The sequence below is a fragment of the Bradyrhizobium sp. HKCCYLS3077 genome (assembly GCF_051167555.1).
Lineage (GTDB): Bacteria > Pseudomonadota > Alphaproteobacteria > Rhizobiales > Xanthobacteraceae > Bradyrhizobium.
Map to the genome: position 1 here is coordinate 70,311 of NZ_JBNPTH010000010.1, position 26,695 is coordinate 97,005.

Below are 26,695 nucleotides of genomic sequence, written 5' to 3' on the forward strand. Positions count from 1 at the left end.
CGCAACGACAACAAAAGCAACAGGGAACGCTCATGGCGCTGGAAATCAAGGTTCTCGACTATGGTGATATCGAGCTGGAATCGAGCTTCCTCGTGCTCGGCCGCGACTGCGGCCGCACCCGCCGGGTGCTGACGCTCGGCTTCCTGATCCTCGGCGGGCCGTATCCGGTCGTGGTCGACACCGGCTATCGCTCCAACCAGATCATGGAAACGCTCGGCATGCGCGGGCTGCAGTACCATGAGAACATGATCGAGAACCAGCTGGCGCGGCACGGCGTGCGCATGGGCGACGTGCGCTATGTCTGCCATACCCATCTGCACATCGATCACGCCGGCAAGGACGACCTGTTTCCGATGAACACGACGGTGGTGCTGAACCGCCGGGAGCTGGAATATTCCGTGTCCGGCCTGATGCACCCGCAATATCCGGCGCCCGACATCAAGCACCTGATCGACCGGCTGCACACCAAGAGCGCGTTGCGCTTCCTTGATCTCGAGCTCACAGGCGCGGTCGAGCTGATGCCCGGCGTCTATTGCGAGGCAGCCAATGCTCACACCGAAGGCTCGATGAACATCCATGTCCACACCGCCGACGGCATCGCCACGATCTGCGGCGACGTCATCTACGATTTCAACGACCAGATCGTGACGCCGTTCAATGAAATCCAGGACGCCGAGCCGCGCACGACCGGCAATCACGGCACCAGCAAGCGCGCCGAGAAGGCGGCCATCAAGAAGCTGCTGTCGAGCTCGCGCTATCTGCTGCCCATCCACGATCGCCCCGCCAAGATCGAGGGCGGCATGGTCACCGGGCGGCTGCACGACCAGGTGCCTGGCCCGCTGGTGCAGTCGCTGCCGCAGCGGCACTGGTTTCCGATGTGAGTAGGCGCCATGACCCACGTCACCTTACGCCCTGAGTTCGAGAGCCTGATCGACCCCTATGCGCCGGTGGCGCAGGTCGCGACCGGCTTCGACTTCACCGAGGGGCCGATCTGGCATCCGGCCGAGCAGTTCTTGCTGTTCTCCGACATGCCGGCCGATGTCCGCCGCCGCTGGGACGCCAAGCGCGGCTTGGTCGAGATGCGGCGGCCGTCCAATAAGTGCAACGGCATGACCTATGATGCCGAGCTCAACCTGATCGTCTGCGAGCATGCGACGTCGTCGCTGGTGCGCGAGCGGCCGGACGGGCGGCGGGAGATCCTGGCGTCGCATTTTCAGAACCAGGAGCTGAACAGTCCGAACGACGTCTGCGTCCACTCCAGCGGCGCGATCTATTTCTCCGATCCCTGGTACGGCCGCATGCCGGTCTTTGGCGTCGAGCGCCCGCGGCAGCTCGGCTTCCAGGGGGTCTACCGGGTGCCGCCGGGCGGCGGCGCGCCGCTTCTGCTGGTCGACCGTTACATGTTTGATCAGCCGAACGGGCTGTGCCTCTCGCCGGATGAGACGCTGCTGTATGTCAACGACACGGTGCAGGCGCTGATCCGCGTGTTCGACGTCGGCAGTGACGGCAGCCTGTCGAACGGCCGTGTCTTCGCCAGCGGCATCCGCTCCGAGCTCGAGCCCGGCGTGCCCGACGGCATGAAGTGCGATCAGCGTGGCAATGTCTGGGTCACCGCGCCCGGCGGCGTCTGGGTCTATGCGCCCACGGGCGAACTGCTCGGCAAGGTGCGCGTGCCGGAACTGGTCGCCAATCTCGCCTGGGGAGGGGCTGACTTCCGCACGCTCTATCTCACCGCCACGCATTCGGTCTACGCCATCGCGACCAAGGTCGGCCCGCGGCATGAGCCCTATATGAGCGCGCGGCGTGCGGCCGTACCGACATCGGCTGCGTCGTCGTCGACGCCACCGGCGGCGCCGCAACTCGCGTCCGGCGACATGCAGCTCGACCCGCGGCGCTGCGCGATGATCATCCAGGACTTGCAGAACGACGTCATCATGGACGGCGGTGCCTTTGCCGACTCCGGCGCGCCCGGCCACGCCAAGCAGCAGCGCGTGGTCGACAACGTGCGCCGGCTGGCCGAGGTCGCCCGCGCGCGCGGCGTCGTCATCATCTTCGTCTGGTTCGTGGTCGAACCTGGCGCGCCCGGCGTGACCTTGAACGCGCCGCTGTTCGAAGGCCTGGTCGACAGCAGGGCAATGGTGCGCGGCAGTTGGGGTGTCGCACCCGTGGCCGGGCTGGAGCCGCGCGGCGGCGACTTCGTCATCGAGAAGATGCGGATGAGCGCGTGGGAGGGCACGAAGCTCGAGACCATCCTGAAGGCGACGGGGCGCGACGTCATCATCAATACGGGGGCGTGGACCAACATGTCGGTCGAGCACACCGCGCGCACCGGCGCCGACAAGGGCTACTTCATGGTCGTGCCCGAGGACTGTTGCTCGACGATGAATGCCGACTGGCACAATGCCGCAATCAACTTCGCCCTGCAGAACGTCTCCGTCGTCACCAACGCCGATGCGGTCATCAAGGCGCTGGGGTAGGGGATGCCCAAGCTGTTTCATCTCGTTGCCTCGCCGCGGGCGGACTCGGAGTCCAGCGCCGGCGCGCGCGTTTTCCTCGATCGTTTCATGCAGGCGCGGCCCGGGTTCGACATCGACGAGATGAACCTGTGGCGCGAGAATCTGCCCGAGTTCGACGGCGAGATCCTGCAGGCGAAATACGCGCGCATGGGCGGGCGCGACTTCACCGAGGGCCAGCGCGCGGCGTTCGCGGTGGCCGAGCGCATGGCGGTGCGGCTCGATCTCGCCGAGCGCGTGGTGATCTCGACGCCGATGTGGAATTTCGGCATCCCCTACAAGCTCAAGCACTGGCTCGACATCATCAACCAGCCCGGGCTTACCTTTCGCTTCGATCTCGCCAGAGGCTATCTCCCGCTGCTGAAGGATCGCCCGACGCTCGTGATCCTGGCGAGCGGCGGTGACTTCACCACCGGCATGAGCCGCGGCCGCATCGATCTCGCCACGCCGTACTTGCGCGAGGCGCTGCGCTTCATGGGCCTGCAGGACGTCCGCTTCGTCGCGATCGGGCCGACCAGCGGTCCTGCCGATCACACCGGCGCGGCGCGGGAGCGGGCGCACAAGCGGCTGATCGAGCTGGCGGTCCAATTCTGACAGGATGCATCGAAAGGCCATCAGCCAACTTGTTAGTTGGTCGCGCGGCCAGCAGATCATGACGGTGCGGCTCTGATCGGATCCCGCTTCTCCTCGCCTGACAATACGGCGAATTGAAGCACCTACGCAGGCGCGCGCAACGTTGCTCAATCGCTTCTCAGACGAGTGACGCCGTTCTGGGCGATTGCTGCGCGTTGAAGCAGCAGCGTCCCGACATTAGCGGCGCTTATATCCGCAATTTTTGCTTCCAATTTTACTTCGCAGAATCCCGTCGATAGCCTCGCGTCAAGATCGAAACGCAAGCGGGCCGACAGCCAACGAGGGATGTCGCGCCGCCTTGTAACCAGCGGGGGTTGCTATGCGCGACAATGAGAAACGCACGTCCAAGGGTGAGATGGTGAAGCAGAAGGCGCCGAAAGATCAAAAACTGAGCCGGCGCTCCCTGCTCAAAGGCGCGGCCGCGCTCGCGGGTGCCGCGGTCGGCTCGGAGATCGTGGGCGCGCCGACGATCTGGGCGCAGGAGATCAAGGACATCGAGCTGCGCCATGTCGGCGTGTCCTACTCGGTGGTGAAGGCGATCGGTGACCAGGCGGCCAAGGATCTCGGCTTCAAGGTCACGATGCAGAACCTCGACACGTCGGCCGCGATCAACCGCTTCATCAGCCAGCCGAACAGCGTCGACATCGCGGATCTCGAGGGCTGGCAGGCCAAGCTCGCCGCCAAGCGCGGTGTCATCCAGGGCATCGAGGTCAAGAAGATCAAGGAGTTCGACAACATCCTCCCGATCTTCACCAAGGGCGAGATCAACGGCCACAAGATTCCGCGCCAGGGCATCTCGCCTTACGAGGCGATGTACATTTCCAAGCCCGACTCCACCGATCTGCATGACGGCGTCACCGAATGGGCGACCTTCCTGCCGCAGGTCTACAACGCCGACTCGATCGGCTACCGCCCCGACCTCGTCGGCCACGAAGTGACCGAGTGGAAGGACCTGATCGACCCGAAGTTCAAGGGCAAGGCCGCCATCCTCGACGTGCCCGCGATCGGCATCATGGATGCCGCGCTGTGCTTCGAGAGCGCCGGGCTGATCAAGTACGGCAACAAGGGCAACATGACCAAGGAGGAGATCGACTTCACCTGCAACAAGCTGATCGAGCTGAAGAAGCAGGGGCAGTTCCGCGCCACCTGGACCACCTTCGATCAGTCGGTGCAGCTGATGGCCGCGGGCGAGGTGGTGATCCAGTCGATGTGGTCGCCGGCCGTGGCCGCGGTGCGCGTAAAGGAGATCCCGTGCGTCTACGCGCCGGTCAATATCAAGAACGGCAAGGAAGGCTATCGCGGCTGGTGCAACGGCATGGGCCTCATGAAGCACCTCACCGGCAAGAAGCTCGACGCCGCCTATGAGTATCTGAACTGGTACCTGTCCGGCTGGCAGGGCGGCTTCGTCGCGCGCTACGGCTATTACAGCCCGGTGCCGTCGACGGCGAAGAAATTCCTCACTCCCGCGGAATGGGACTTCTGGTACGAGGGCAAGCCCGCGCCGGAGGTCGTCAACGACCCCTACGGCGTGCCGATGGAGAAGGCCGGCACCAAGCGCGACGGCGGCTCCTTCCTCGACCGCGTCACCAACATCTCCTGCTGGAATACGCTGATGGACGAGGCCGCCTACATGAACAAGCGCTGGAACGACTTCAAGGTGGCCTGAATCCTGCCTCTCTCAACGGACGCCGGCACGATGTTCGTGCCGGCGCAGGCGACAGCGAAGTAGCTCACAAGATGATGCCGAGTCCTTCTTCAACCTCACGTGCAAGAACCTCACGTGCAAGAACTCCACGTGCAAGCTTGGCCGGCTGGCTCTACGTCTCGCCGCTGGTCGCCGTGCTCGTGCCGTTCTTCCTGGCGCCGATCCTGGTGGTGCTGGCGGCGAGCTTCTTCGGCTCGGACGGCTTCGGCGGGCTCACGCCCGACTTCGCGCTCGCGAATTATGTCGAGGTGCTGCACTCGGCGCTGACCCTGAAGCTCTATATCGCGACGATCAAGTTCACGGTGCTGACCTGGATCTTCACGCTGCTGATCGGCTTCTTCGTCGCGTATTTCCTGGTCTTCCACGTCCGCAACCAGCTGCTGGCGATCGGGCTGTTCCTGCTGTGCACAGTGCCGTTCTGGACCTCCAACATCATCCGCATGATCTCGTGGATTCCGCTGCTCGGCAAGGAAGGGCTGATCAATGCGGCGCTGCTGTCGACCGGCGTGATCCGCCAGCCGCTCGAGGTGCTGCTGTTCTCCGACCTCGCTGTCGTCATCGCCTATGTGCACCAGCTGACGATCTTCATGATCGTGCCGATCTTCAACGCCATGGCACGAATCGACAAGCGGTTGATCGAGGCGGCGGTGGACGCCGGCGCCAGCCGCTTCGATATTCTCAGGCTCATCGTCGTGCCGATGGCCAAGAGCGGCATCGCGCTCGGTTCGATTTTCGTGGTCTCGATCGTGATGGGCGACTTCTTCGTGGTCAAGGTGATGTCCGGCGGCGGCTCGGCCTCGGTGGTCAGCGCCTTCTATGAGGATGTCGGCGTGCTGCAATATCCGACGGCGGCGGCCAGCGCCGTGCTGCTGACCCTGGTGCTGCTCGCCATGGTCACCTTGATCCTGCGCACGGTCGACATCCGCCGGGAGATCGCCCGATGAGCGCCATGGTCGTCGACACGCCTGAGAAGGACACGGTCTCGCGCAAGGCGATCGCGCCGAGCCGTGGCCGGCGGCCCTGGACGTTCTATGTCCTGGCTTCGCTGTTCACAGCCTATGTGATCGCGCTGTATGGCCCGATGTTCTGCATCTATGTCCTGTCGTTCCAGGACATTCGCGGCGGCCTGGTGTTTCCGATGAAGGGACGCTCGCTGCACTGGTTCGTCGACCTGTTCACCCAGGTGCGCACCGGCGACGTCAAGGGCTCCTTCGACCGCTCGATCAAGCTCGCGATCATGGTCACGATCATCACGGTGGTGATCTCGTTCCTGGCCGGCCTCGGCTTCCGCCGCCGCTTCAAGGGCGACAGCATCGTGTTCTACATGATGATCGGCAGCCTCGTGGCGCCCGGCCTCGTGCTCGGGCTGGGCACGGGTCTCTTGTTCCAGGCGCTGGGACTGAGCCCAGCCTGGTACTCCTCCGCGCTTGGGGCGCAGCTGTCCTGGACCCTGCCGTTCGGCGTGCTGGTGATGTTCGCGGTGATGTCGCGCTTCAACAATGCCTGGGACGAGGCGGCGCGCGATCTCGGCGCCAGCCGCTGGCAGGCGATCCGGCTGGTGATGATCCCGGTGCTGGCGCCCGGTCTCGTGGCTGTCGCGCTGTTCGGCTTCACGCTGTCCTATGACGAATTCGCCCGCACCCTGCAGACGGCGGGCTCGCTCAACACGCTGCCGCTGGAGATCTGGAGCATGACACTGAACGTCACTTCGCCCTCGCTCTATGCGCTCGGCACGGTGACCACGATCGTCTCTTTCATCGTGATCGGCGTCAGCCTGGGAAGCATCGTGCTGATCCAGAAGCGGCGCGGCGCGCAGAAGATCAAGGGATAAGGCTCAGCGATGCGGATCGAACGAGGCGATATCGAGCTTGCGGGTGTCTGCAAGAGCTATGACGGCGTCGTCAATGCCGTCGACGGCGTCAACCTGCGGATTTCCGACGGCGCCTATTGCTGCTTCATCGGCCCGTCCGGCTGCGGCAAGACGACCATCCTGCGCATGATCGCGGGGCATGAGGACCCGACCGCGGGCGAAATCGTGATCGGCGGCCACAACGTCGTCGGCCTGCCGCCGGTGCAGCGGCGCACGGCGATGATGTTCCAGTCCTACGCGCTGTTTCCGCATCTGACCGTGCGCGAGAATATTGCCTTCGCGCTGCAGGTGCGCGGACAGTCCAAGGCCGAGCGGCTGCGCGCCGCGGATGCGATGATCGAGAAGGTGCGGCTGACGCAGTTCGCCGACCGGCTGCCGGCGCAGCTCTCCGGCGGCCAGCAGCAGCGCGTGGCGCTGGCCCGCGCCGCGATCACCGAGCCGCGCGTGCTGCTGCTCGACGAGCCCTTGTCGGCGCTCGACGAGCAGCTGCGCGTACAGATGCGCCAGGAACTGCGACGGATGCAACGCGAGCTCGGCATCACCTTCATCCACGTCACCCACACGCAGCTCGAGGCGATCGCGCTCGCTGACCTCGTGGTGGTGATGGAGCAGGGCAAGATCAAGCAGGCCGGACCCGCGCGCGAGGTCTATGCCAATCCGCGCGACCGCTATGTCGCCGAGTTCATGGGCGGCCAGAACGTGCTGTCCGGCCGGGTCGAGAAGGTCAATGGCGAGAGCCTCGTGCTCAAGCAGAGCACGCAGCAGGCGATCGAGCTGCCGCTGCTGCCGCAGCGCGCGACTATCGGCGTCGGCGACACCATCGATATCGCCGTGCGACGTGACGACGTGGCGCTGGTCCGCCCCGGTGCGACTCTGCCGCCCGGCTGCGGCACCGCGCTGCCGAGCCGCGTCACCGCGATCGAGTACCAGGGCTATTTCGTCAAGGTCATGCTCGACACCGTGCCCGACGACGAATTCGTCGCCTATGTGCCCGAGAAGACCTACTTCGCAGATCCCTTCAATGTCGGCGACGTCGTCCTGGCCACCTGGGTGGCCGACCGCGCCCGCCCGCTCGCCTGATTTCATTTCGACAACGGAGAGTAGACCGTGCAGATCTCCTTCACCCTCAATGGCCGTGCGACCACGGTCGACGTGGATCCGGCAACGCTCGTCAGCGATCTCTTGCGCGAGCAGCTGAACCTGACCGGCACGCATGTCGGCTGCGACACCAGCCAATGCGGCGCCTGCGTGGTGCATCTCGACGGCGTCCCGGTGAAGAGCTGCACCTTGCTCGCGCCGGCGCTGGATGGCGCCACCTTGCTGACCATCGAGGGGCTCGGCGCCACCGCGGGCTCGAACGGGCTGCATCCGATGCAGGAGGCGTTCCGCGAGCATCATGGCCTGCAATGCGGCTTCTGTACGCCGGGCATGGTGATGACCGCGACCGCGCTTGCCGCCGCCAATCCGACGCCCACCGAGGCCGAGGTGCGCCACGGGCTCGAAGGCAACATCTGCCGGTGCACCGGCTATCAGAACATCGTCATCGCGGTCATGGCTGGTGCAGCCGCCATGCACGCCACGTCAGCGGGAGAGTGACCATGGGGCAGGTGATCGGAATCGGCGCGGCACCGAAGCGCAAGGAAGACCAGCGCTTCCTCACCGGACGCGGCAACTACGTGTCCGACATCAAGCGGCCGGGCATGACCTTTGGCGTGTTCGTGCGCTCGCCGCATGCGCATGCCGTGCTGCGCGGTATCCACAAGGCTGCGGCGCTGGCCGCGCCCGGCGTGGTCGCGGTGCTGACTGGCGAGGATGTCGCCGCTGATGGCTTGGGCTCGCTGCCCTGCGGCTGGGGCATCTCGGACGCCAAGGGCGTGCCAATGAAGGAGCCGCCATTCCCGATGCTGGCGCAGGGCAAGGTGCGCTTCGTCGGCGACATGGTGGCATTCGTCATCGCCGAGACCTTGGAGCAGGCGAAGTCGGCCGCCGAGCTTCTCAGCGTCGACTACGAGGTGCTGCCGTCCGTCGTCGGCGTGCTCGACGCGGTCAGGCCGGATGCGCCGCAATTGTTCGATGACGTGCCGAACAATGTCTGCTGCGACTGGGAGCTCGGCGACAAGGCGGCAGTGGAGTCCGCGTTCCGCAAGGCGGCGCATGTCGCCAAACTGAGCCTGGTCAACAACCGCCTGATCGGCAATCCAATGGAGCCGCGCGCCGCGATCGCCGAATATGATCCCGGCAAGGGCCATCACACGCTGTGGACCACGAGCCAGTTTCCGCATGTCGTGCGCTTCCTCATGAGCGCGCTGGTGCTCAAGCTGCCGGAGCACAAGGTGCGCGTGGTCGCGCCCGACGTCGGCGGCGGCTTCGGCGTCAAGCAGTTCCACTATGGCGAGGAGGCCGTCATCACCTGGGCGGCCAAGCGCGTGCTGCGCCCGGTGAAATGGGTGGCCGACCGCTCCGAGGGCTATCTGTCCGACCGGCACGGACGCGACCACGTTACCGAGGCCGAGCTTGCGCTCGACGAGAACGGCAAGTTCCTGGCGCTGCGGGTCAAGACGCTTGCCAACATGGGCGGCTATCTCTCGACCTTCGGCCCGAACATCCCGACCAACCTCTACGGGCCACTGCTCGGCGGCGTCTACACGACGCCCGCGATCTACTGCAACGTCAAGGTCGTGTTCACCAACACCGTGCCGGTGGATGCGTATCGCGGCGCTGGCCGTCCCGAGGCGACCTTCGTGGTCGAGCGCATCGTCGATGTCGCCGCGGCCGAGATGGGCATCGACCGCGTCGAGCTGCGCCGTCGCAACATGATCCCGAAGGAGGCCTATCCGTATCAGACGCCGGTGCTGGTGCAGTACGACTCGGGCGATCCGATCGGCTGCCTCGACGCCGCGCTGGTCGCCGCCGACGTCAAGAATTTCGGCGTGCGCAAAGCGGAATCAGCGCGCAACGGCAAGTTCCGCGGGCTCGGCTTCTCGACCTATGTCGAGGCCTGCGGCCTTGCGCCATCGCGCTTCGCCGGCCGGCTCGGCGCGCGCGGCGGCCTCTATGAGAGCGCCACGGTGCGCGTGCATCCGGCCGGGCAAGTGACGGTGCTGATCGGCACGCACAACCACGGCCAGGGCCACGAGACGACGTTCGCGCAGATCGTGTCCGACAAGCTCGGCGTGCCCTTCGAGAACGTCGACATCGTGTTCGGCGACACCGACCGCGTCCAGTTCGGCATGGGCACCTATGGCTCGCGTTCCCTGGTGGTCGGCGGCGCCGCGTTGTCGAAGGCGGCCGACAAGGTGATCGTCAAGGGCAAGAAGATCGCCGCGCATCTGCTCGAAGCCAGCGAGCAGGACATTCATTACGAGGCCGGCAAGTTCTCGGTCGCGGGCACCGACCGCGTCAAGACCATCGAGGAGATCGCGGGCGCGGCCTACGTGCCGCACAATTATCCGCTCGAGATCCTCGAGCCGGGTCTCGAAGAGCAGGCCTATTACGATCCGGTCAACTTCACCTATCCCGGCGGCTGCCACATCGCCGAGGTCGAGATCGATCCGGAGACCGGCATCGTCACCTTGGTCAACTACACGGGCGTGGACGATGTCGGCACGGTCATCAATCCGATGATCGTCGAGGGCCAGTTGCATGGCGGCATCGTGCAGGGCATCGGCCAGGCGCTGTACGAGAACGCGGTCTATGACGAGAGCTCCGGGCAACTCGTCTCGGGCTCGCTGATGGATTATTGCGTGCCGCGCGCCGATCATCTGCCGATGATGAAGGTCGCGACGCACTCCACGCTGTGCACGCATACGCCGATGGGCGTGAAGGGCTGCGGCGAGGTCGGCACCATCGGCTCGCCGGCAGCCGTCATCAACGCGGTGGTCGATGCGCTGTCGCATCTCGGAGTCACCCATGTCGACATGCCGGCGACGCCGAACCGGATCTGGCGACTGCTGCAGAACGCCTCGCTGCCGGTGGCGGCGGAGTAGGAGGGACACATGAGAGCATTTGCCTATCATCAGCCGAGCGAGATCTCGGACGCCGTGAAGCTCCTGACCTCGGTCGAGGACAGCAAGGTGCTCGGCGGCGGCATGACCCTGATCCCGACCATCAAGCAGCGCTTGGCGGCGCCTGCCGCGGTGGTCGATCTCGCCAAGATGCCTGCGCTGAAGGGGATCAGCGACGACGGCGAGACCGTGACGATCGGGGCGATGACGCCGCATGCGGTGGTCGCGTCCTCGCCGATCGTGCAGGTGCGCATCCCCGCGCTGGCGCATCTCGCCTCCGAGATCGGCGATCCCGCGGTCCGCAACCGCGGCACGCTCGGCGGCTCCGTCGCCAACAACGATCCTTCGGCGGACTATCCGGCCGCCGTGCTCGGCTTAGGTGCCACCATCATCACCAGCGCGCGCGAGATCGCGGCGGATCAGTTCTTCCTCGGCCTGTTCGAGACCGCGCTGCAGCCGGGCGAGATCATCACCGCGATCCGGTTTCCGGTGCCGCTTGCCGCGGGCTACGCCAAGTTCAAGGCGCCGGCGTCGCGCTATGCGCTGGTCGGTGTGTTCGTCGCGAAATTCGCCAGCGGCGTGCGCGTCGCCGTGACCGGCGCGGGGCCCGGCGTGTTCCGCGTCGCGGCGATGGAGCAGGCGCTGAGCGAGAGCTTCGAGCCGACCAGCATCGCCTCGATCAAGATCGACGCCGCCGGCTTGGCCTCCGATATCCATGCCGAGGCCGACTACAGGGCGCATCTCGTCACGGTGATGGCCAAGCGCGCCGTCGCGGCCGCCTCGGGCTAGCGCGAGCGGCGAGGAGACCAGCGGTTTTTCGAACTGATGATGCGATGGCGTGCCATCGCATCGGATCCAGCCTTCAGGACTTAATCATGACAGCCTTGTCTGCCCACGCGGCCGCCGCCGACGCGCCGTCCGATCTCGCTCGCCTGTCCGCCGTCGAATTGCTGGCCGGATACCGGCGCAAGCGCTTCACGCCGGTCGACGTGGTCGAGGACGTCATCGCGGCCCTGGACGCCACGAACGCTCGCTGCAACGTCGTGGTGACCGGAATGTATGAGCAGGCAAGGGCGGACGCCAAGCGCATCACCGCCGCGATGCAAGCCGGCGAGCCATGCGGTCCGCTGGCCGGCGTGCCCGTGACCATCAAGGACCTCGTGTTCGTCGCAGGCGTGCCGGCCCATGCCGGCTCGCCGATGAACAAGGGCTTCGTGCCGGAGGCGGACGGGGCGGTGGTTTCGGCGCTGAAGAGCGCTGGCGCGATCATCACCTGCAAGACCACCACCTGCGAGTCCGGCTACAAGCTGACCGCCGACAGTCCGGTGACGGGATTGACGCGCAATCCGTGGAATCCGGCGCATACCAGTGGCGGGTCGAGCGGCGGCGCGGCGGCCGCGGTCGCGGCCGGATGCGGCCCGATCGCGATCGGCACCGATGGCGTCGGCTCGATCCGGGTGCCGTCGTCGTTCTGCGGCGTGTTCGGGCTGAAGCCGACCTTCGGCCTGGTGCCGCGTTCGCCGGGCTTCGCGCCGCCGTCCTGGGCATCGCTGGCGCATACCGGCCCGATCACGCGCACCGTGGCGGATGCCGCGCTGGCGCTGGAGACGATCGCGATGCACGACCTGCGCGATGCGGCGAGCCTCGCGGTGGCGCAGCGCCGCTTCGATGCGAGCCCGCGGCCGCTGACGGGCCTGCGCATCGCCGCCAGCGTCGATTTCGGCTATGCCGCCGTCAGCCCCGATGTCCGCGCCTCCTTCTCGAAGGCGCTCGCGGTGCTGGAAAGCTGCGGGGCGCGGATCGCCGCCGATCAGATCGCGCTTGATCGCGAGATCCTGGAACGCACGTTGAAGCCGATCGCCTTTGTCGAGCAGGCCGCCGCCGTCGCGCACAAGACCGGCGATGAGCTGTCGAGCTCCGAGGCCGACTACCGCGACGTGGTCGCGGCCGGCCGGCGGTACAGCGGCGTCGATTACATCGAGGCCGGCTATCGCCGCACCCAGGCCCGAGCCGCTTTCGTCAATTTGTTCGAGCGTTTCGATGCGCTGGTCACGCCGACCGTCGCGGTCACCGCCTTCGGTGCCGGCCAGCTCGGCGTGGCCATGGTCGACGGCCGCCCGGTCGACCCGCATCTCGGCTGGTCGCCGTTCTCCTGGCCGATGAATCTCGCCGGCCTGCCGGCGGCGACCGTGCCCTGCGGCTTCGACAGCCAGGGGCTGCCGATCGGCCTGCAGATCGTCGCGCCCTGGCTCGACGAGCCCACGATCTTCAAGATCGCCGCAGCGTTCGAGGAAGCGCAGCCATGGGCGGGGATTTGGCCGGAGGCGAAGTAGCCGCAGGGTCGGCAAAGGCGAGGCCGCGCGATCTCCACAAGTGAGATCACGGTGGCGCCTTGCCCACCATCTTTCTGATGAGTTCGCCGCGCGAAGGTGGGCACGCTGCCGCCTTCGGCGTCTGCTTTGCCTACCCTACGGCACCGCGCCGTGGCGAGGGAGCGTTCAGTCCTGGGTGAAATCCCGGCTGTTTCCGCTTGCTCCGTCATTGCGAGCGCAGCGAAGCAATCCAGGATGGCGGGCGGGACTCTGGATTGCTTCGCTGCGCTCGCAATGACGTGTGGCGAGAGGAGGGGATCCAACAAGCAGTGCGGGTTGCGTAGGTTCACGCCATCTCGATCGGCACGCCGGTCTCGCCGTGCTGGTCGCCGAGGCGCAAATAGTGGGCGAGATAGTCGTGCAGCGCGGTCGCCGCCTTCGACGTCGCGCCGCTGGATTTGTACAGCAGCAGCTCGACCTGGGGCAGCGGCGGCAGGCCGTCGGCGGAGCCAAGCTCGCGCATGCCCGCCACCAGCGCGCTGCGGCCGAGCACGGTGACCGCCATGCCTGCGAAGGCCGCCGCCTGCAGGCCGCCGACGCTTTCGCTTTGGCAGGCGATGCGCCAGCGCAGGTTCGCGGCCTCCAGCGCCGCGATCGCATGGTCGCGATAGATGTTGCCCTGGGGCAAGAGCGCCAGCGGAATGGGATGCTCCTGATGCGCCGCCGACTGCTCGCCGGTCATCCACACCAGCTGCTCGCGGCGCACGACCTGGCCGCCGGTGAAATCGTTCATGCGCGTGACCAGCGCGATGTCGACCTCGCTGCGCTTCACCAGCCCGACCAGCGGCGTCGACAGCGCGCAGTTCAGCTCGACCTGGATGCGCGGGAAGGATTTTCTGAACACGCTGAGGATCGAGGGCAGCATGAAGGCGGCATAGAGATCGGGTGTGCCGAGCACGACCTGACCCTCGATCTCCTGCGATGCCAGCTGCGAGATCAGCTCGTCGTGCAGCCGAAGGATCGAGCGCGCATAGGTCAGCACGATGCCGCCATCTTCGGTGAGCGCCAGCCGGCGGCCGCCATGGAGAAAGAGCTGCTTGCCGGTGAGCTCTTCCAGCCGTTGCAGTTGCAGGGTGATCGCCGGCTGGGTGCGTCCCAGCCGCCGGGCGGTTTCGGTGATGCTGCCGGTCTCGACCACCGAGATCAACGACCGGAGCATGCGGATGTCGAGGCTGATGAGGTTCATTCGTGATCCGTACTGGGGGCCTCGATGCAAGTTTCGTGCAAGTATCAGGGCGCCATGGCGTTGACACGGGTCGCCCTCGACCACATAACCGATCGCAAATGACGTGAATTGAGGGAGAGGAACAGTGGCGGTCGGCTTGTTCGATCTGACGGGACGCCGCGCCCTGGTGACCGGGTCGTCGCAAGGCATCGGTCTGGCACTGGCGCGTGGGCTGGCCGAGGCTGGCGCCGAAATCGTGCTCAACGGCCGCGATGAGGCGAAGCTCGCCACGGCGGCAAGCGAAATCAAGGGCGCGCGCGTGCTGGCCTTCGACGTCACGGACCACGCAGCGGTCCGCGCCGCGGTCGACCGGTTCGAGGCCGAGATCGGGCCCATCGACATCCTCGTCAACAATGCCGGCATGCAGCATCGCGCGCCGCTGGAGGACTTTCCGGACGACGCGTTTCAACGGCTGCTGCAGACCAACATCGCCTCCGTGTTCAACGTCGGCCAGGCCTGCGGGCGTCACATGATCGGACGCCGCGCCGGCAAGATCATCAACATCGCCTCGGTGCAGACCTCGCTTGCGCGCCCCTCGATCGCGCCCTACACGGCGACCAAGGGCGCGGTTGGAAATCTCACCAAGGGCATGGCCACGGACTGGGCGAAGCACGGCCTGCAGGTCAATGCCATCGCGCCGGGCTATTTCGACACGCCGCTGAACGCCGCGCTGGTCGCGGATCCCGCATTCTCGACGTGGCTGGAGAAGCGCACGCCGGCGGGGCGCTGGGGCAGGGTCGAGGAGCTGGTCGGGGCGTGCATCTTTCTCGCCTCGGCCGCGTCGTCCTTCGTCAACGGCCACGTGCTCTATGTCGACGGCGGCATCACGGCTTCGCTGTGAAACCGCAGCCCGGATGTCGCCAGGTGGTCACGCCTTCTGGCGGCTGTAGATCAGCAGCATCAGGATGATCACGGCGCCATAGATCAACTGCCGTCCGGCTTCGCTGATCTGCATCACCGAGAGAATGGACTGTAGCAAGGTGATCAGCACCACGCCGGCGACCGTGCCGAGATAGCTGCCGCGGCCGCCGAGAATGTGGGTGCCGCCGAGCACGACGGCGGCGATCGACGGCAGCAGATAGGCGTCGCCCATCGACTGCGCCGCCTTCGAGGCATAGCCCGCCAGCAGCACGCCGCCGAAGGCGGAGAGCGCGCCTGACAGCGCGAAGGCCAGCATCGTGATGCGGCGGGTGTCGATCCCCGACAGATAGGCGGCACGCTCGCGATTGCCGATCGCGTAGATGGCGCGGCCGAAGGTCGTGCGCGACAGCAGCCAGACCGCGGCGGCACCGATCACGATCCATACCAGCACCGCATTGGGAAGCCCCGGAACGATCGTGCCGGTCGCGAGATAGCGCATCGCCTTGGAGGCGGAATCCTGCGGCGCGAAGCCGCCGGTGTAGGCGACCATCAGGCCCTGCGCGACCGCGTTGGTGGCGAGCGTGATGATCATCGAGGGGATGCGCAGATAGGCGACGCCGATGCCGTTGAGAAGGCCGATCGCGGCGCCGCAGAGAATTCCGAACGGGATTGCCAGCACGCCCCCGGGGGTGCCATGCGCGGCGGCCGCGCAGGCCATCATCGCGCCCGATGTCACCACCCAGGGCACGGAGAGATCGATCTGGCCGAGCAGGATCACGAGCATCATGCCGGTGGCGATCACGCCGAGGAAGCTCGCCACCTTCAACTGCTGCAGCAGATAGTCCGGCGACAGGAAGCTGCGCGAGTAGAGACTGCCGACGAGGAGCAGGAGCAAAATGCAACCGAACGAGGCCGCCACCGCCGGATCGATCCGGCGCAGCAGGGCAGCTCCGCGATGAGCCGATGGGGATGCCGCGGCGTCACTCATGCGAACCACTCCAGGCGATTGCGCACGCGCACCAGGCCGAACGCGCCGATCGAGACCGCGAGCATCAGAACGATGCCCTGGAACAGCGGCTGCCACAGCGGATCGAAATCGAACACGAACAGGAGATCGCCGATGGTGCGGAACGCCAAGGCGCCGAAGATGGCGCCGATCGCGCTGCCGCGGCCGCCCATCAGCGAGACGCCGCCGAGCACCACGGCCGCGATCGAGAACAGCGTATAGGCGTTGCCGCTCGCATAGGCCGCCTCGCCGGTGTAGGAGAAGAAGGTCAGAAACAGGCCGCCGACGGCCGACAACAGCCCGGCCAGCGCGTAGGCGGCGAATTTAGCTGCGCGGATCGGCGCGCCCGACATGTAGGCCGCGACCTCCGAGGAGCCGGTCGCGAATGCGGCGCGGCCGACCACCGAGCGGCTGTAGGGCACCCAGATCACCAGCGCGGTGACGGCCAGCGCCACGAGACTGGTCGGCAGCACGCCGAACAACCGCCCCGTCATCGCATCGGCCAAGGTCTCGTTGACGGAGCCGCCGGGATTGGGCCGCAGCATCAAGGCGATGCCGTAGTACATCGCGCCGGTGGCGATCGTCGTCACGATCGGCTGCAGCCGGCCGAAGATCACGATCGCGCCGTTGATCATGCCGCAGAGAAGGCCGGTGCCGAGCACGCCCGCGACGCCCAGCGCGGTCTCGGTGGCGGTGCCGACGACGATCCAGGACGCCAGGCAATTGGTGAGCGTCAGGATCATGCCGACGGAGAGATCGATGCCGGCGGTGATCACCACGATCGCCTGCGCCATCGCGACGAAGGCGAGCAGGGTGGCCTTGTTGGACGCGGTCTGCACCATGTTGGCGCTGAAGCCGGCCGGATGGTTGGTGGCATAGATCAGGAACATTGCGATGAAGATGCCGATCGCGAGCAAGGTGCCGCGCTGCTCGGCGAGCCAGTATCGCCACTCGGTCATGTCAGACTCGCTTCCGCCCGCTCGCTGTCGTCGACGTTGAGGGCGCTGCTGACCAGCGCGCGCTCGGTGATGTCGGCGCCAGCAAGCTCGCGCCGGATGGCGCCATCATACATCACCAGCACGCGGTCGCAGCAGCCGATCAGTTCGTCGTAATCGGTGGAATATAGCAGGATGGCTGCGCCGTCGTCGGCGAGCCGGCGCAGCAGACGGTAGATCTCCTGCTTTGTGCCGACGTCGATGCCGCGCGTGGGATCGTTGAGCAGGATGATGCGCGGCTTGTTCATCAGCCATTTCGCGATCACGACCTTCTGCTGATTGCCGCCGGACAGCGCGCTGACGGGGAGATCGGGGGAAGCGGTCTTGATCTCTATCAGGCGGATCATCTCGTCGATCAGCGCCGATTGCTGCTGGCGGTCGATGACGCCGAACCGCGCGAAACGGTCGAAGGCGGCGGCCGAAAGGTTGTCGCGCACCGACATCGGCAGCATCAGCCCCTCGGTCTTGCGGTCCTCGGGAATCAGCGCAAGCCCGATCCGCTCGGATTTCGCCGTCACGGGACTGTCGATCGTCACCTTGTCGCCGTCGATCAGGATGTCGCCGCTGGTGTCGCTGAGGACGCCGAAAAGCGCCAGCAGCAATTCGCGCTGGCCCTGGCCGTCGAGCCCGCCGAGGCCGATGATCTCGCCAGCGCTCAGCGAGAAGGAGATGTTCTTGAGGCGATCCCCCCAACCGAGGTTCCGGCACTGCAGGGCCGCAGGCCGATCGTTCGCCTTGGGTGCGGGCTTGTCGGGAAAGGCATGCTTGTACTCGCGCCCGATCATCAGCTCGATCACCTCGGCATCGGTCTTGGTGCCAGCGGCGAAGGTCGAGATGCGACGGCCGTTGCGGAACACGCTGCAGTCGTCGGCGAGTTCGGCGATCTCGTGCATGCGGTGGGAGATGTAGAGCAAAGCGAGACCTTCGCTGCGCAGCCGCTTCAGCACCGCGAACACCTTGGTGACGTCGGATGCCGTCAGCGCCGACGTGGCCTCGTCGAGGATCAGGATCTTCGGCCGCCGCGATAGCGCTTTGGCGATCTCGACCATCTGCCGGCGCGACAGCGGCAGGTCCTTGACCAGCGCCCGCGGATGGATGTCGCCGGCGCCGGCGCGGTGCAGCGCCTCCTCGGCGATCCGCCGTTGTGCACGCCGGTCGATCATGCCGAACCGCGTCGGCGGATGCGAGATCATGATGTTGTCGGCGACCGACAGATCCGGGATCAGCGACAGCTCCTGGAAGATGCAGACGACGCCAGCATCGGTGGCGGCGGCCGGACGCGCGAAGGCGACCTCGCGCCCTTCGAGCGTCATGCGGCCTTCGTCGGGCGCGACCACGCCGACCATCAGCTTGATGAGCGTCGATTTGCCGGCGCCGTTCTCGCCGAGAATGGCGTGGATGCGGCCGGGGTGGACCTCGAGATCCGCCCGGTCCAGTGCGATCACGCCGCCATAGCGCTTGGACAAACCTTCGGCGCGAAACAGCGGCTCGGCCGCGATCATGCTTGCTTCCTCGCTTGCGCGACAGTCATATCGGATCTGCCGCGCCATCCCTCGGAGATCGCGCGGCAGACCGGGGGCGTGCGGGCCGCCTACTGGTTTTCCTTCGACTGGCCCATGATCTCCTGCGCAGTGAAGTTGATGCCGCAGGTCGGGAAGGAGTTGCCGACGAAGAAATTGTCGGACTGCGACGGGAAGTAGTCGACGTCCTTCTTGAAGTTCGGATCCTCGACCACCGCGAGCGGCAGCTTGACCGATTGCGGCACGACCTTGCCTTCGAGGGCTGCGAGCGCGACCTTGATCGCGACCGCGACCTGCGCCGGACCAGTGCCGGCCGAGGAGCACTTCAGGCCTTCCGACGCCTTGGCGGCGCAGAATTTGCGGAAGCCGTTCTCGGTCTCGCCGCCGAACGGCACCATCTTGTGCTTGGCGTCGAGCATCGCCTGCACGATGCCGGTGTCGCCGCCCTGGCCGGAGATCGCATCGAACGGACCGTTGGTCGCGATCGCATCCGCTGTCGCTTTCTGAGCGACGCCGTCGTCCCACTTGCCGACGACCTCGGTGACCTGCCACTTCTTGCCGGAGCCGTTGAGGACGGAGTGAAAGCCGTTGTGCCGGTCGGTATCGACGGACGTGCCGGCAACGCCGCGCACCTCGAGCACCTTGCCGCCATCGGGCACGTTCTTCACCAGCCATCGCGCCCAGAGTTCGCCGAGGCCCTTCTGGTCGACATTGACGTTGATCGCGTCCTCGGTCGCGAGGATGTTGTCGAAGGCGACCAGGATCACGCCGGCCTGCTTGGCGCGCTTGATCACCGGGCCGAAGGCGGTCGGGTTCTGCGCGTTGACGACGATGGCGTCATACCCGGAATCGATGAAATTATTGATCGCCGAGATCTGCGCCGGCACGTCCTCGCCGGTCGAGACGACCTTGAACTCCTTCAGCTTGGCCTTGACCTCCGGCTGCGCCGCATAGGCCTTGGCCGTCTGGATCATCTGGATGCGCCAAGTGTTGGCGATGTAGCCGTTCGCAAGCGCGATACGGTAGGGGCCTTTCTTGGCGGGAAACTTGAAAAACTTGGTGTCCGCGGTCCACGGCACCATGCATTCGGGCTCGGCCGCGGGACCCTTCACCATTTCGGGCTCCGCCAGCGCCTTGCTGGCAAACGCCGAGAGCAGCACCAGCGATGCGCAGGTGGCAAGGCATCGCGCCCTCATCGACTTGGACGACATTCGTGACCTCCCCTGTTGTTGTCACGTCAATCATTGACGCATGTGCGAGACGCCTCACTTGTGTCCGGAGGTTCGTCGTCTCAACGCGCCTAGGGTTACTGAGCAATGACAGCGCTGTCAATTACCGCTGCTCGGCTTTTGCCAAGCGAACGGTCTCGTGCAAATAATGGCGTCCTGACGAAGCCTTTGCCCAGCAGCGCATGAAAGCTCATGTCTCAGAAGCGTCGCACAACGTTGGAGGACGTCGCGCGGATCGCCAATGTCAGCGCTATCACGGTGTCGCGGGCGCTGCGGCGGCCCGACATGGTCTCGGTGGAGCTGCGACGCCGCATTGAGGCGGCGGTGGAGCGACTGGCCTATGTGCCGAACTTTGCCGCCAGCCGGCTCGCCTCGGCGCGCACGCATGCGGTCGGCGTGGTCGTCTCCTCACTCTCCAACGGCATCTTCGCGGACTATCTGCAGGCGATCTATAACAGCCTGCTGCCGCTCGGCTTTCGCCCGGTGGTCGTGAGCAGCCGCTACTCGGCCGAGGAGGAGGAGGGCGCGATCAAGGCGCTGCTCGGCCAGAACATCGAGGCGCTGATCCTGGTCGGGGTCAACCAGACGCGTGCGGCGCGGCGGGTGCTCGAACGCTCGCGCATTCCGGTGGTGCAGACATTCGAGCTCACAGACGATCCGATCGATCTCAATGTCGGCCTGTCGCAGCGCAAGGGCGGCTATGCCGCCACGCATTTTCTGCTGGAGCTCGGCCACCGCCGCATCGCCTATCTCTCGGGACAGCGCGACGATCGCGCCATGGCGCGGCTGGAAGGCTATCGCGCGGCGCTCGACGAGGCCGGGCTCGACTGCGCCTCGCTGGTCGCCTCGCGGCCGGCGCAGGCGACGATTTCGCTCGGGCGCAAGCTGACCTCGGACCTGCTCGCCACGGAGGTGCCCGACGCGATCTTCTGCTGCGACGACAACATCGCGCTCGGCGCGTTGTTCGCCTGCCAGCAGGCGGGACTGGATGTGCCGGGGCGGATTTCGCTGATCGGATTCAACGATCTCGAATTCGCCGCGGCGTCCAACCCGCCGCTGTCCACGGTGCTGACGCCGCGCGCCGACATGGGGCGCGTGGCGTCCGAAATGGTGCTGCAGGTGATCGCGACCGGCAAACGCTCGGGCAAACGACAGGTCGATCTCGGCTTCGAGATCGTCGCGCGCGGCAGCACCGGCCCGCGGTCGCCGCAGCGTAATTGATCTTCGCGCGCTGTTGCGCGGCGCGGAGCCTCGATCGTTCAGGACCGTCCCAGTTCGAGGTCACGCACCTTCTGCACCATGTCGGTGACCGATCTCGCCCCGAGCTTCTTGAAGGCATTGCTCCGGTGCATCTTGACCGTGATCAGGGAGATGCCGAGCTCGGTGGCGATCTGCTTGTTGACCAGTCCGCGGTCGAGCGCCATCAGGACCTCGGTCTCGCGCGGCGTCAGCCGGCTGGCCAGCTCGCGCAGGCCATCCGTCGCGCGCTCCTCGGCCTGCCGCACCGTCTCGATCTCGACTGCTTCCTGGATCGCGACCAGCATCTCCAGCGGGCTACAGGACTTTACGACGAAATTGAGCGCGCCGGAGCGCATCGCGCGCACGGCGGTCGCGACGTCGGGGGCCGTTGACGTCACGATGATCGGCGCGCGGATATTGCGTGCCCGCAGCGACGAGACAAGCTCCCGGCCATCGTCACCACGCATCCCCGCATCGATGACGAGGCAACCGACGTCGCGCGCGACGCCGGCCGCGAGCAGCCGCGCCGAAGAGGCGAACCACCGGGCCTCGAGACCGACGGACAACAGTGCCGCTTCGAGCCGGTACCTCGACGCCGTGTCGTCGTCGGCGATGGCGACGACGTTCGGGCGAGTGATCTCCGCTTCGTCGCGTCTCGGCGCGTGCCCCTCGCCGCAGCCACGGGCGGGCCATCCGTCTTGAAGAGGGCGAGCCTGCGGAGCCGGTTGCACCGCTGCATGTTGTCGTAGGAGCTGCACCGTCATGGTCAATCCAGAGTCCGTGGCGCGTCCGAATGCGACGTCGTGACGTCTCGAAAGCAATCCTGGGCGGCGGCGCCAACTAAGATGTGAGCTGGCGGGGAACGCGAGGCCAAGCCCATCGTCGAGTCCGTAAGCGAGGCCGGTGCATGTCGTCTTCCGGGATCGATCTGACGCCTGAACATTTGCACGGTCGTCGTTCGCACCGCGATTCCTCCTGTTCGATGTCAGGACGCCTGTCGCCGCCACAGCGCAGGCGAGGTTCCCGTGATTTTGTGAAACGCCGCGCTGAAGTGAGCCTGGCTGCTGAAGCCAAGCGCGAGTGCGACGGAGACGACCGGTTGCTGGGTCTGGCGAAGCAGGTCCTGGGCACGGCGAATGCGTCGGTCGAGGATGTAGGCATAAGGCGGTCGCCCCGTCGCGGCCTTGAACTTTGCCGCCAAACGGACGCGTGGCAGGCCGGTGACGTCGCTGAGCTGCGACAGGTAGATCGCCTCTCCGAGATGCGCCTCGATGTAGTCGATGGCGCGATGAACCGCATTGTCGGCCGTCGATGTGTTGTCGTGAACCTTGGCCATGCCGCCCTCGTGAAGCGCGATCAGGCGCGAGCCGAATGCCAGCGCGATTCCCTCCACGAAGGACGGTCCCGCCATGCCGTCGTAGATGTCGGCAGCCTTGAAGGCCAGGGCCAGTTGGCGGAGACCTTCGTCCTCGACCTCAGCGGTTTCGAACAGGCAGATGCTGCCGGGCTGCTGACGTCTGCCGGAACTCGCGATGCAGTCGCGGAGCAAATTCTGGGGCAGAAAGATCCTCAGATTGTCGAACCGGCCGCCGATCATGCCGCGCCAGCCGCCCTGGCGCGGACCGGTGATCAACATCGCGTCGGGATCTTCGCCGCCCGCCCAGACGCGGCGGCCCCCGATCAGCAATTCCTGCCGCACACGCCGCTGCACCAAGGTCAGCACATGCGAGTCGTCATCGTCGTCGGCGCGGACTTCGACCGGTCCGTCGCACGAGCCGCGCCAGCGCGACAGCGAGACCTGGAGATCGCGGCCGTTCGAGAGCGTGACGGTGGCAGGCCTTGCGCGCCATTGCGTTTCATCATGAACCAACATGACAAGTCCTCACGATCAGCATCTGATTAGTCACTCGCGTGCATCTGCAACAGGGGTGGCCGCGGCGTGGGCTGTGGTTTGTCGTGCAAATTGGAAGGTGGGACACGCTTGCTGGAAGAACTGGCGGGCTTCTGCGCTAGGCTGCGGCACGAAGGCAGTGGCTGCCATCGAACCAGGCAATGGGAGATCGCAGGATGATCGAGGCTCGGCACCTTTCGCGACGGGGATTCTGCATCTGCTGTCTCGCTGCAGCCGGCACGGTGGCCGCCGGCGGCTGGCTGACACCCTCGCAAGCGTTTGCCGAAGCCCGCAACATCGTCGACCTGATCCGCGATTCCGCCGCTCATGAGCCGGTCAAGACGCATCGGCTGCGGGGCGGCGTGAGCGTGCTCGAGGGCTCCGGTGGCAATATCGCCGTGCTCGCCGGCAAGGAGGGAAAACTGCTTGTCGACGCCGGCATCACGGCCTCGCGGCGCAAGCTGCTGCAGAGTCTCAATGACATCGGCCGCGCGCCCATCACCCACCTGATCAATTCGCACTGGCATTTCGATCACACCGACGGGAATGCGTGGCTGAACGGCGAGGGCGCGGCGATCATCGCGCACGCGAACACACGCAAGCATCTGCTGTCGGCGCAGCGCGTGGAGGACTGGGACTACAATTTCCCGACCTCGCCGCTCGCGGCGGTTCCCAGCGAGATCGTCAGCGCCGAGACGACGATGAAGCACAGTGGCGCGACGATCGCCCTCAGGCCCTACGGGCCTGCGCATACCGACTCCGATCTGTCGATCATCTTCACCGAAGCCGACATCCTGCATTGCGGCGATACCTATTGGAACGGGATCTATCCCTTCATCGACTATTCGACCGGCGGCAGCATCGACGGCATGATCAAGGCGGCCGATGCCAATCTCGCCGCGGCCGGCGACAAGACCATCGTCATTCCCGGACATGGCGCGCCCGCGAGCAACAAGAAGGAGCTCGCAGCCTATCGCGAGATGCTCGTGACGATTCGCGACAACGTCGCGAAGCTCAAGCAGCAGGGGCGCTCGGTGGATGACGCCATTGCCGCCAAGCCGACGGCCGCCTTCGACAGCCGTTTCGGGCAATTCCTGATCACGCCGGCCTTCTTCACCCGGCTGGTGTATCAAGGCGTTTGAGCGGGCCGTCATCTCGTCAGCCGTGTCACAGAATGGATCGGCGCCAGCGTCCAGGCGCCTCGCCGACCAGACGCCGGAACACGTTGATGAAATGGGTCTCGCTCTTGAAGCCGACAGCGAGCGCGACATCGCGAACAGAGCGCTCCGGATCCAGCAGCAGCCGTTTCGAGGCATGGACGCGGCACTGGAGCAGGTACATGTGGGGCGACAGGCCGGTCGCGGCCTTGAACTGGGCTGCGAAATGCATGCGGCTCAGGCCGGCGGCCGCACTCAGATCCGCAAGCGCGATGGGCTGGTCGAGATGAGCATCGACGAACGCCTTCGCGCGGTTCAGCCGCCACGGCGTCAACGGCGACAGCTTCCGCTTCGGAACGATCGGCTGTTTCAGGTGGTAGCGTCCGATCAGGTGGGCGGCGAAGGAAATGCTGAGGCTGTCGAGAAACAATTGGCTCGGAGCGGCGTCTTCGGTGAAGGCGCGAATGAGCGACGACACGAGATGACGCAGCACGCGGTCATCGGTCTGGTGCGGGTCGAACAGTTCGAGCGCGTCGGCGGCAGGCCGGCCGTTGATCTCCTCGAAGCAGTCCGCCACGGCGCGTTGCGACACGAACACGCGGACAATCGCGTAATCGGCGCGATAGGTTGCGCGCGCATTCGGCAGGGCGGGCCCCGTCAGGACCGTGGTGCCCGGGACGATGTCGCCATCGATCAGCAGCCGGCCACCGACGGTGAGCGACATGGTCGTTGGCCGCATCGCGTAGGAGACGGCGTAAGGCGCATCGACAAGGTCCGTCTGTACGTCGAGCGCACCATTGCTGACGGATCCGCTCCACATCGAGATCGACAGGCGCGGCGGGCTGCCGTTCGCCAGCAAGGGTGACGGCGGCGGCTCGCGCCAACGGCGTTCGGCGGGGATGCGGGCCAAGCCGAATGCGGGAGCCGGGCGATCCGCGGGCGACTCCCCGAGCTCGCTCGACGGTCGCTTTGTCAGGTCCGCCGGCCTGGCTTGGCTGACAAGGTTGCCCATGCGCGCCTCCGTTGGTGACAGAGAGGATTGATCCATACAATTCATCAATGTAAGCATGCAATCAAAGACAATCTGGAGAATTGCATGGATTGGCTCCCTACACTTTCCGAATGGCAGGGTCCGCTGTTCATGCGCATCGTCGATGCCCTCGAAGCCGACATCGCCAGCGGACGGTTGATCCGCGGCCAGCGGTTGCCGACGCATCGCAGCCTCGCGTCGGGACTTCGCATCGATCTCACCACCGTCACGCGCGCCTATAGCGAGGCGCGGCGGCGCGGGCTGATCGAAGCGCGAGTGGGGCAGGGAACGTTCGTCTCCGAGACGACGGCGCGCGCCGCGCATGATGGGCCGGCGGCGGCCACGATCGATCTGTCGATGAACCTGCCGCCGCAACCTGTCGAGGCGCAGCTCGATCGGCGGATCGAACAGGGGCTGGCGGCTATTCGCAGCGATGCCGGCCTGAGCGCGTTTTTGAGTTATGCGCCGCCCGGCGGCAGCGTGGAGCAGCGCGAGGCCGCTGCGGCCTGGCTGCGTGCGCGCGTCGCCCACGCGGCGGCCGAGCGGATCGTGATCTATCCGGGATCGCAGGCCATCATCTTCAACGCCCTGGTGTCTCTGACCAGGCCGGGAGATGTCGTGGTCACGGAAGCGCTGACCTTTCCAGGGCTCAAGGCTGCTGCCCCGCGGCTCGGCGTGCATCTCGCCGGTGTCGCCATGGATGCCGAGGGGGCGCGGCCCGAGGCGCTCGACGATGCCTTGCGCAAGCACAAGTCGAAGCTCGTCTATCTCGTGCCGAGCCAGCAGAACCCGACCACGGCGACCATGAGCGCCGCGCGCAGGGCGGCAATCGCCGGTGTCATCCGCAAGCGCGGCGCCGTCCTGATCGAGGATGACGTGTATGGCCCGCTGGAGCCGCGGCTGTCGCCGATCGCCACGCTGATCCCGGATCGGACATACTATGCGGCAAGCATCGCGAAATGCATCGCGCCGGCCTTGCGTGTCGCTTATCTTTTGGCGCCGGACGAGTCCGCCGAGCAGATGATGCGGGGGTGCCTGCAGGCGACGATGCAGATGCCGGCCTGGCCGATGGTCGCGCTGGCGACGCACTGGTTGAGATCCGGTATCGCCGACGACATCATCCGCGCCATCCGTAACGAGGCGGCCGCGCGCCAGCAGCTCGCCGCGCGCGCCTTGAAAGGCGTGACCTATGCCGCGCGGCCCACGAGCCATCATCTCTGGCTGCCGCAACCGGCCCGGTTCGATGCCGCCGAGCTGCTGTCGCATCTGATGCGCAATGGCCTGGCAGTGGTCGGAGAGGCTGCGTTCGCGGCGAGCGCGTCGGCGCCGCGCGGATTGCGCATCTCGCTCGGCGCTGCCCGCAACCGGGCCGAGCTTGGGCAAGCCCTCCAGGTGGTGTCGCGCGCCCTCACCAGTCCGAGCATCAGGCAGATCGTGTAGTCCGG

Annotated in this window: 23 protein-coding genes; 15 read left to right on the top strand and 8 right to left on the bottom strand. The window is 66.1% G+C overall.

Features of this window, described 5'->3' with window-relative positions:
* The first annotated feature begins 32 nt into the window (after positions 1-32).
* The 11 genes from ACQR0Z_RS31745 to ACQR0Z_RS31795 all read left to right on the top strand — a co-directional run bounded on the left by ACQR0Z_RS31745 (position 33) and on the right by ACQR0Z_RS31795 (position 13,058).
* Entirely contained in the window at positions 33-881 is an 849-nt protein-coding gene (locus ACQR0Z_RS31745; protein ID WP_434921264.1) for an MBL fold metallo-hydrolase, read from the top strand.
* A 9-nt stretch (positions 882-890) separates the two neighbouring features.
* Positions 891-2,477, top strand: coding sequence for an isochorismatase family protein (locus ACQR0Z_RS31750; RefSeq protein ID WP_434921265.1), 1,587 nt, complete (start codon positions 891-893; stop codon positions 2,475-2,477).
* A 3-nt stretch (positions 2,478-2,480) separates the two neighbouring features.
* On the top strand, positions 2,481-3,107 hold the full coding sequence (locus tag ACQR0Z_RS31755; protein WP_434921266.1) for an FMN-dependent NADH-azoreductase: 627 nt from the start codon (positions 2,481-2,483) through the stop codon (positions 3,105-3,107).
* Positions 3,108-3,465: 358 nt separating this feature from the next.
* Entirely contained in the window at positions 3,466-4,812 is a 1,347-nt protein-coding gene (locus ACQR0Z_RS31760) for an ABC transporter substrate-binding protein (RefSeq protein WP_434876709.1), read from the top strand.
* A gap of 71 nt (positions 4,813-4,883) precedes the next feature.
* The gene (locus ACQR0Z_RS31765) at positions 4,884-5,795 is read left to right on the top strand and encodes an ABC transporter permease (protein WP_434921267.1); all 912 of its coding nucleotides are present in this window, start codon (positions 4,884-4,886) and stop codon (positions 5,793-5,795) included.
* Positions 5,792-6,682 (top strand): ABC transporter permease, encoded by an 891-nt coding sequence (locus tag ACQR0Z_RS31770; RefSeq protein ID WP_434921268.1) that lies wholly within the window; start codon positions 5,792-5,794, stop codon positions 6,680-6,682. The genes ACQR0Z_RS31765 and ACQR0Z_RS31770 overlap by 4 nt, the downstream gene beginning before the upstream one ends.
* A gap of 9 nt (positions 6,683-6,691) precedes the next feature.
* Positions 6,692-7,801: an ABC transporter ATP-binding protein gene (locus ACQR0Z_RS31775; protein WP_434921269.1), complete on the top strand. Its 1,110-nt coding sequence runs from the start codon at positions 6,692-6,694 to the stop codon at positions 7,799-7,801.
* A gap of 27 nt (positions 7,802-7,828) precedes the next feature.
* Positions 7,829-8,317, top strand: coding sequence for a (2Fe-2S)-binding protein (locus tag ACQR0Z_RS31780; protein WP_257168756.1), 489 nt, complete (start codon positions 7,829-7,831; stop codon positions 8,315-8,317).
* A 2-nt stretch (positions 8,318-8,319) separates the two neighbouring features.
* Complete coding sequence (locus tag ACQR0Z_RS31785) at positions 8,320-10,707, top strand: xanthine dehydrogenase family protein molybdopterin-binding subunit (RefSeq protein ID WP_434921270.1); 2,388 nt, start codon at positions 8,320-8,322, stop codon at positions 10,705-10,707.
* A 9-nt stretch (positions 10,708-10,716) separates the two neighbouring features.
* Positions 10,717-11,514, top strand: coding sequence for an FAD binding domain-containing protein (locus ACQR0Z_RS31790; protein ID WP_434921271.1), 798 nt, complete (start codon positions 10,717-10,719; stop codon positions 11,512-11,514).
* Positions 11,515-11,600: 86 nt separating this feature from the next.
* A complete protein-coding gene (locus ACQR0Z_RS31795; RefSeq protein ID WP_434921272.1) occupies positions 11,601-13,058 on the top strand; it encodes an amidase in 1,458 nt (485 codons plus the stop codon).
* Between the two features lie 325 nt (positions 13,059-13,383).
* Here the strand turns inward: ACQR0Z_RS31795 and ACQR0Z_RS31800 are convergent, their stop codons facing one another.
* A complete protein-coding gene (locus ACQR0Z_RS31800; protein ID WP_434921273.1) occupies positions 13,384-14,283 on the bottom strand; it encodes a LysR substrate-binding domain-containing protein in 900 nt (299 codons plus the stop codon).
* Between the two features lie 124 nt (positions 14,284-14,407).
* On the opposite strand from ACQR0Z_RS31800, the gene ACQR0Z_RS31805 reads away from it, so the two are divergent.
* The gene (locus ACQR0Z_RS31805) at positions 14,408-15,163 is read left to right on the top strand and encodes an SDR family oxidoreductase (protein ID WP_434921274.1); all 756 of its coding nucleotides are present in this window, start codon (positions 14,408-14,410) and stop codon (positions 15,161-15,163) included.
* A 27-nt stretch (positions 15,164-15,190) separates the two neighbouring features.
* On the opposite strand, the gene ACQR0Z_RS31810 is transcribed toward ACQR0Z_RS31805, so the two are convergent.
* The 4 genes from ACQR0Z_RS31810 to ACQR0Z_RS31825 form a co-directional block, all read right to left on the bottom strand.
* Positions 15,191-16,171, bottom strand: a complete 981-nt coding sequence (locus ACQR0Z_RS31810; protein WP_434921275.1) for an ABC transporter permease — start codon at positions 16,169-16,171, stop codon at positions 15,191-15,193.
* Positions 16,168-17,148: an ABC transporter permease gene (locus ACQR0Z_RS31815; protein WP_434857720.1), complete on the bottom strand. Its 981-nt coding sequence runs from the start codon at positions 17,146-17,148 to the stop codon at positions 16,168-16,170. Before ACQR0Z_RS31815 ends, ACQR0Z_RS31810 begins: the two co-directional genes overlap by 4 nt.
* Positions 17,145-18,686 (bottom strand): sugar ABC transporter ATP-binding protein, encoded by a 1,542-nt coding sequence (locus ACQR0Z_RS31820; RefSeq protein ID WP_434857719.1) that lies wholly within the window; start codon positions 18,684-18,686, stop codon positions 17,145-17,147. The genes ACQR0Z_RS31815 and ACQR0Z_RS31820 overlap by 4 nt, the downstream gene beginning before the upstream one ends.
* Before the next feature lie 89 nt (positions 18,687-18,775).
* On the bottom strand, positions 18,776-19,915 hold the full coding sequence (locus ACQR0Z_RS31825) for a sugar ABC transporter substrate-binding protein (RefSeq protein ID WP_434857718.1): 1,140 nt from the start codon (positions 19,913-19,915) through the stop codon (positions 18,776-18,778).
* Between the two features lie 210 nt (positions 19,916-20,125).
* On the opposite strand from ACQR0Z_RS31825, the gene ACQR0Z_RS31830 reads away from it, so the two are divergent.
* A complete protein-coding gene (locus ACQR0Z_RS31830) occupies positions 20,126-21,154 on the top strand; it encodes a LacI family DNA-binding transcriptional regulator (RefSeq protein WP_434921276.1) in 1,029 nt (342 codons plus the stop codon).
* Between the two features lie 38 nt (positions 21,155-21,192).
* Here ACQR0Z_RS31830 and ACQR0Z_RS31835 read toward each other — a convergent pair whose 3' ends face one another.
* Together ACQR0Z_RS31835 and ACQR0Z_RS31840 are read right to left on the bottom strand one after the other, a co-directional pair.
* Positions 21,193-21,936, bottom strand: a complete 744-nt coding sequence (locus tag ACQR0Z_RS31835) for a response regulator transcription factor (RefSeq protein WP_434921277.1) — start codon at positions 21,934-21,936, stop codon at positions 21,193-21,195.
* A gap of 221 nt (positions 21,937-22,157) precedes the next feature.
* Positions 22,158-23,045, bottom strand: a complete 888-nt coding sequence (locus ACQR0Z_RS31840; protein WP_434921278.1) for a helix-turn-helix domain-containing protein — start codon at positions 23,043-23,045, stop codon at positions 22,158-22,160.
* A 194-nt stretch (positions 23,046-23,239) separates the two neighbouring features.
* Here ACQR0Z_RS31840 and ACQR0Z_RS31845 point away from each other — a divergent pair, with 194 nt between their 5' ends.
* Positions 23,240-24,205 (top strand): MBL fold metallo-hydrolase, encoded by a 966-nt coding sequence (locus tag ACQR0Z_RS31845; RefSeq protein ID WP_434921279.1) that lies wholly within the window; start codon positions 23,240-23,242, stop codon positions 24,203-24,205.
* A 25-nt stretch (positions 24,206-24,230) separates the two neighbouring features.
* Here the strand turns inward: ACQR0Z_RS31845 and ACQR0Z_RS31850 are convergent, their stop codons facing one another.
* The gene (locus ACQR0Z_RS31850) at positions 24,231-25,436 is read right to left on the bottom strand and encodes a helix-turn-helix domain-containing protein (RefSeq protein WP_434921280.1); all 1,206 of its coding nucleotides are present in this window, start codon (positions 25,434-25,436) and stop codon (positions 24,231-24,233) included.
* On the opposite strand from ACQR0Z_RS31850, the gene ACQR0Z_RS31855 reads away from it, so the two are divergent.
* Positions 25,362-26,690, top strand: coding sequence for a PLP-dependent aminotransferase family protein (locus ACQR0Z_RS31855; protein WP_434921281.1), 1,329 nt, complete (start codon positions 25,362-25,364; stop codon positions 26,688-26,690). The two genes, ACQR0Z_RS31850 and ACQR0Z_RS31855, sit on opposite strands and share 75 nt — an antisense overlap.
* The last annotated feature ends 5 nt before the right edge of the window (positions 26,691-26,695 follow it).

Bases quoted from the DNA above. Each gene is read 5' to 3' on its own strand.
- ACQR0Z_RS31835 (WP_434921277.1), bottom strand. From the start codon at position 21,936: ATGACGGTGCAGCTCCTACGACAACATGCAGCGGTGCAACCGGCTCCG.
- ACQR0Z_RS31810 (WP_434921275.1), bottom strand. From the start codon at position 16,171: ATGAGTGACGCCGCGGCATCCCCATCGGCTCATCGCGGAGCTGCCCTG.
- ACQR0Z_RS31760 (WP_434876709.1), top strand. From the start codon at position 3,466: ATGCGCGACAATGAGAAACGCACGTCCAAGGGTGAGATGGTGAAGCAG.
- ACQR0Z_RS31765 (WP_434921267.1), top strand. From the start codon at position 4,884: ATGATGCCGAGTCCTTCTTCAACCTCACGTGCAAGAACCTCACGTGCA.
- ACQR0Z_RS31840 (WP_434921278.1), bottom strand. From the start codon at position 23,045: ATGTTGGTTCATGATGAAACGCAATGGCGCGCAAGGCCTGCCACCGTC.
- ACQR0Z_RS31855 (WP_434921281.1), top strand. From the start codon at position 25,362: ATGCGCATCGTCGATGCCCTCGAAGCCGACATCGCCAGCGGACGGTTG.
- ACQR0Z_RS31815 (WP_434857720.1), bottom strand. From the start codon at position 17,148: ATGACCGAGTGGCGATACTGGCTCGCCGAGCAGCGCGGCACCTTGCTC.
- ACQR0Z_RS31775 (WP_434921269.1), top strand. From the start codon at position 6,692: ATGCGGATCGAACGAGGCGATATCGAGCTTGCGGGTGTCTGCAAGAGC.
- ACQR0Z_RS31790 (WP_434921271.1), top strand. From the start codon at position 10,717: ATGAGAGCATTTGCCTATCATCAGCCGAGCGAGATCTCGGACGCCGTG.
- ACQR0Z_RS31770 (WP_434921268.1), top strand. From the start codon at position 5,792: ATGAGCGCCATGGTCGTCGACACGCCTGAGAAGGACACGGTCTCGCGC.
- ACQR0Z_RS31830 (WP_434921276.1), top strand. From the start codon at position 20,126: ATGTCTCAGAAGCGTCGCACAACGTTGGAGGACGTCGCGCGGATCGCC.
- ACQR0Z_RS31785 (WP_434921270.1), top strand. From the start codon at position 8,320: ATGGGGCAGGTGATCGGAATCGGCGCGGCACCGAAGCGCAAGGAAGAC.
- ACQR0Z_RS31745 (WP_434921264.1), top strand. From the start codon at position 33: ATGGCGCTGGAAATCAAGGTTCTCGACTATGGTGATATCGAGCTGGAA.
- ACQR0Z_RS31825 (WP_434857718.1), bottom strand. From the start codon at position 19,915: ATGTCGTCCAAGTCGATGAGGGCGCGATGCCTTGCCACCTGCGCATCG.
- ACQR0Z_RS31755 (WP_434921266.1), top strand. From the start codon at position 2,481: ATGCCCAAGCTGTTTCATCTCGTTGCCTCGCCGCGGGCGGACTCGGAG.
- ACQR0Z_RS31850 (WP_434921280.1), bottom strand. From the start codon at position 25,436: ATGCGTCGGCAACCGCTGGCCGCGGATCAACCGTCCGCTGGCGATGTC.
- ACQR0Z_RS31800 (WP_434921273.1), bottom strand. From the start codon at position 14,283: ATGAACCTCATCAGCCTCGACATCCGCATGCTCCGGTCGTTGATCTCG.
- ACQR0Z_RS31750 (WP_434921265.1), top strand. From the start codon at position 891: ATGACCCACGTCACCTTACGCCCTGAGTTCGAGAGCCTGATCGACCCC.
- ACQR0Z_RS31845 (WP_434921279.1), top strand. From the start codon at position 23,240: ATGATCGAGGCTCGGCACCTTTCGCGACGGGGATTCTGCATCTGCTGT.
- ACQR0Z_RS31795 (WP_434921272.1), top strand. From the start codon at position 11,601: ATGACAGCCTTGTCTGCCCACGCGGCCGCCGCCGACGCGCCGTCCGAT.
- ACQR0Z_RS31820 (WP_434857719.1), bottom strand. From the start codon at position 18,686: ATGATCGCGGCCGAGCCGCTGTTTCGCGCCGAAGGTTTGTCCAAGCGC.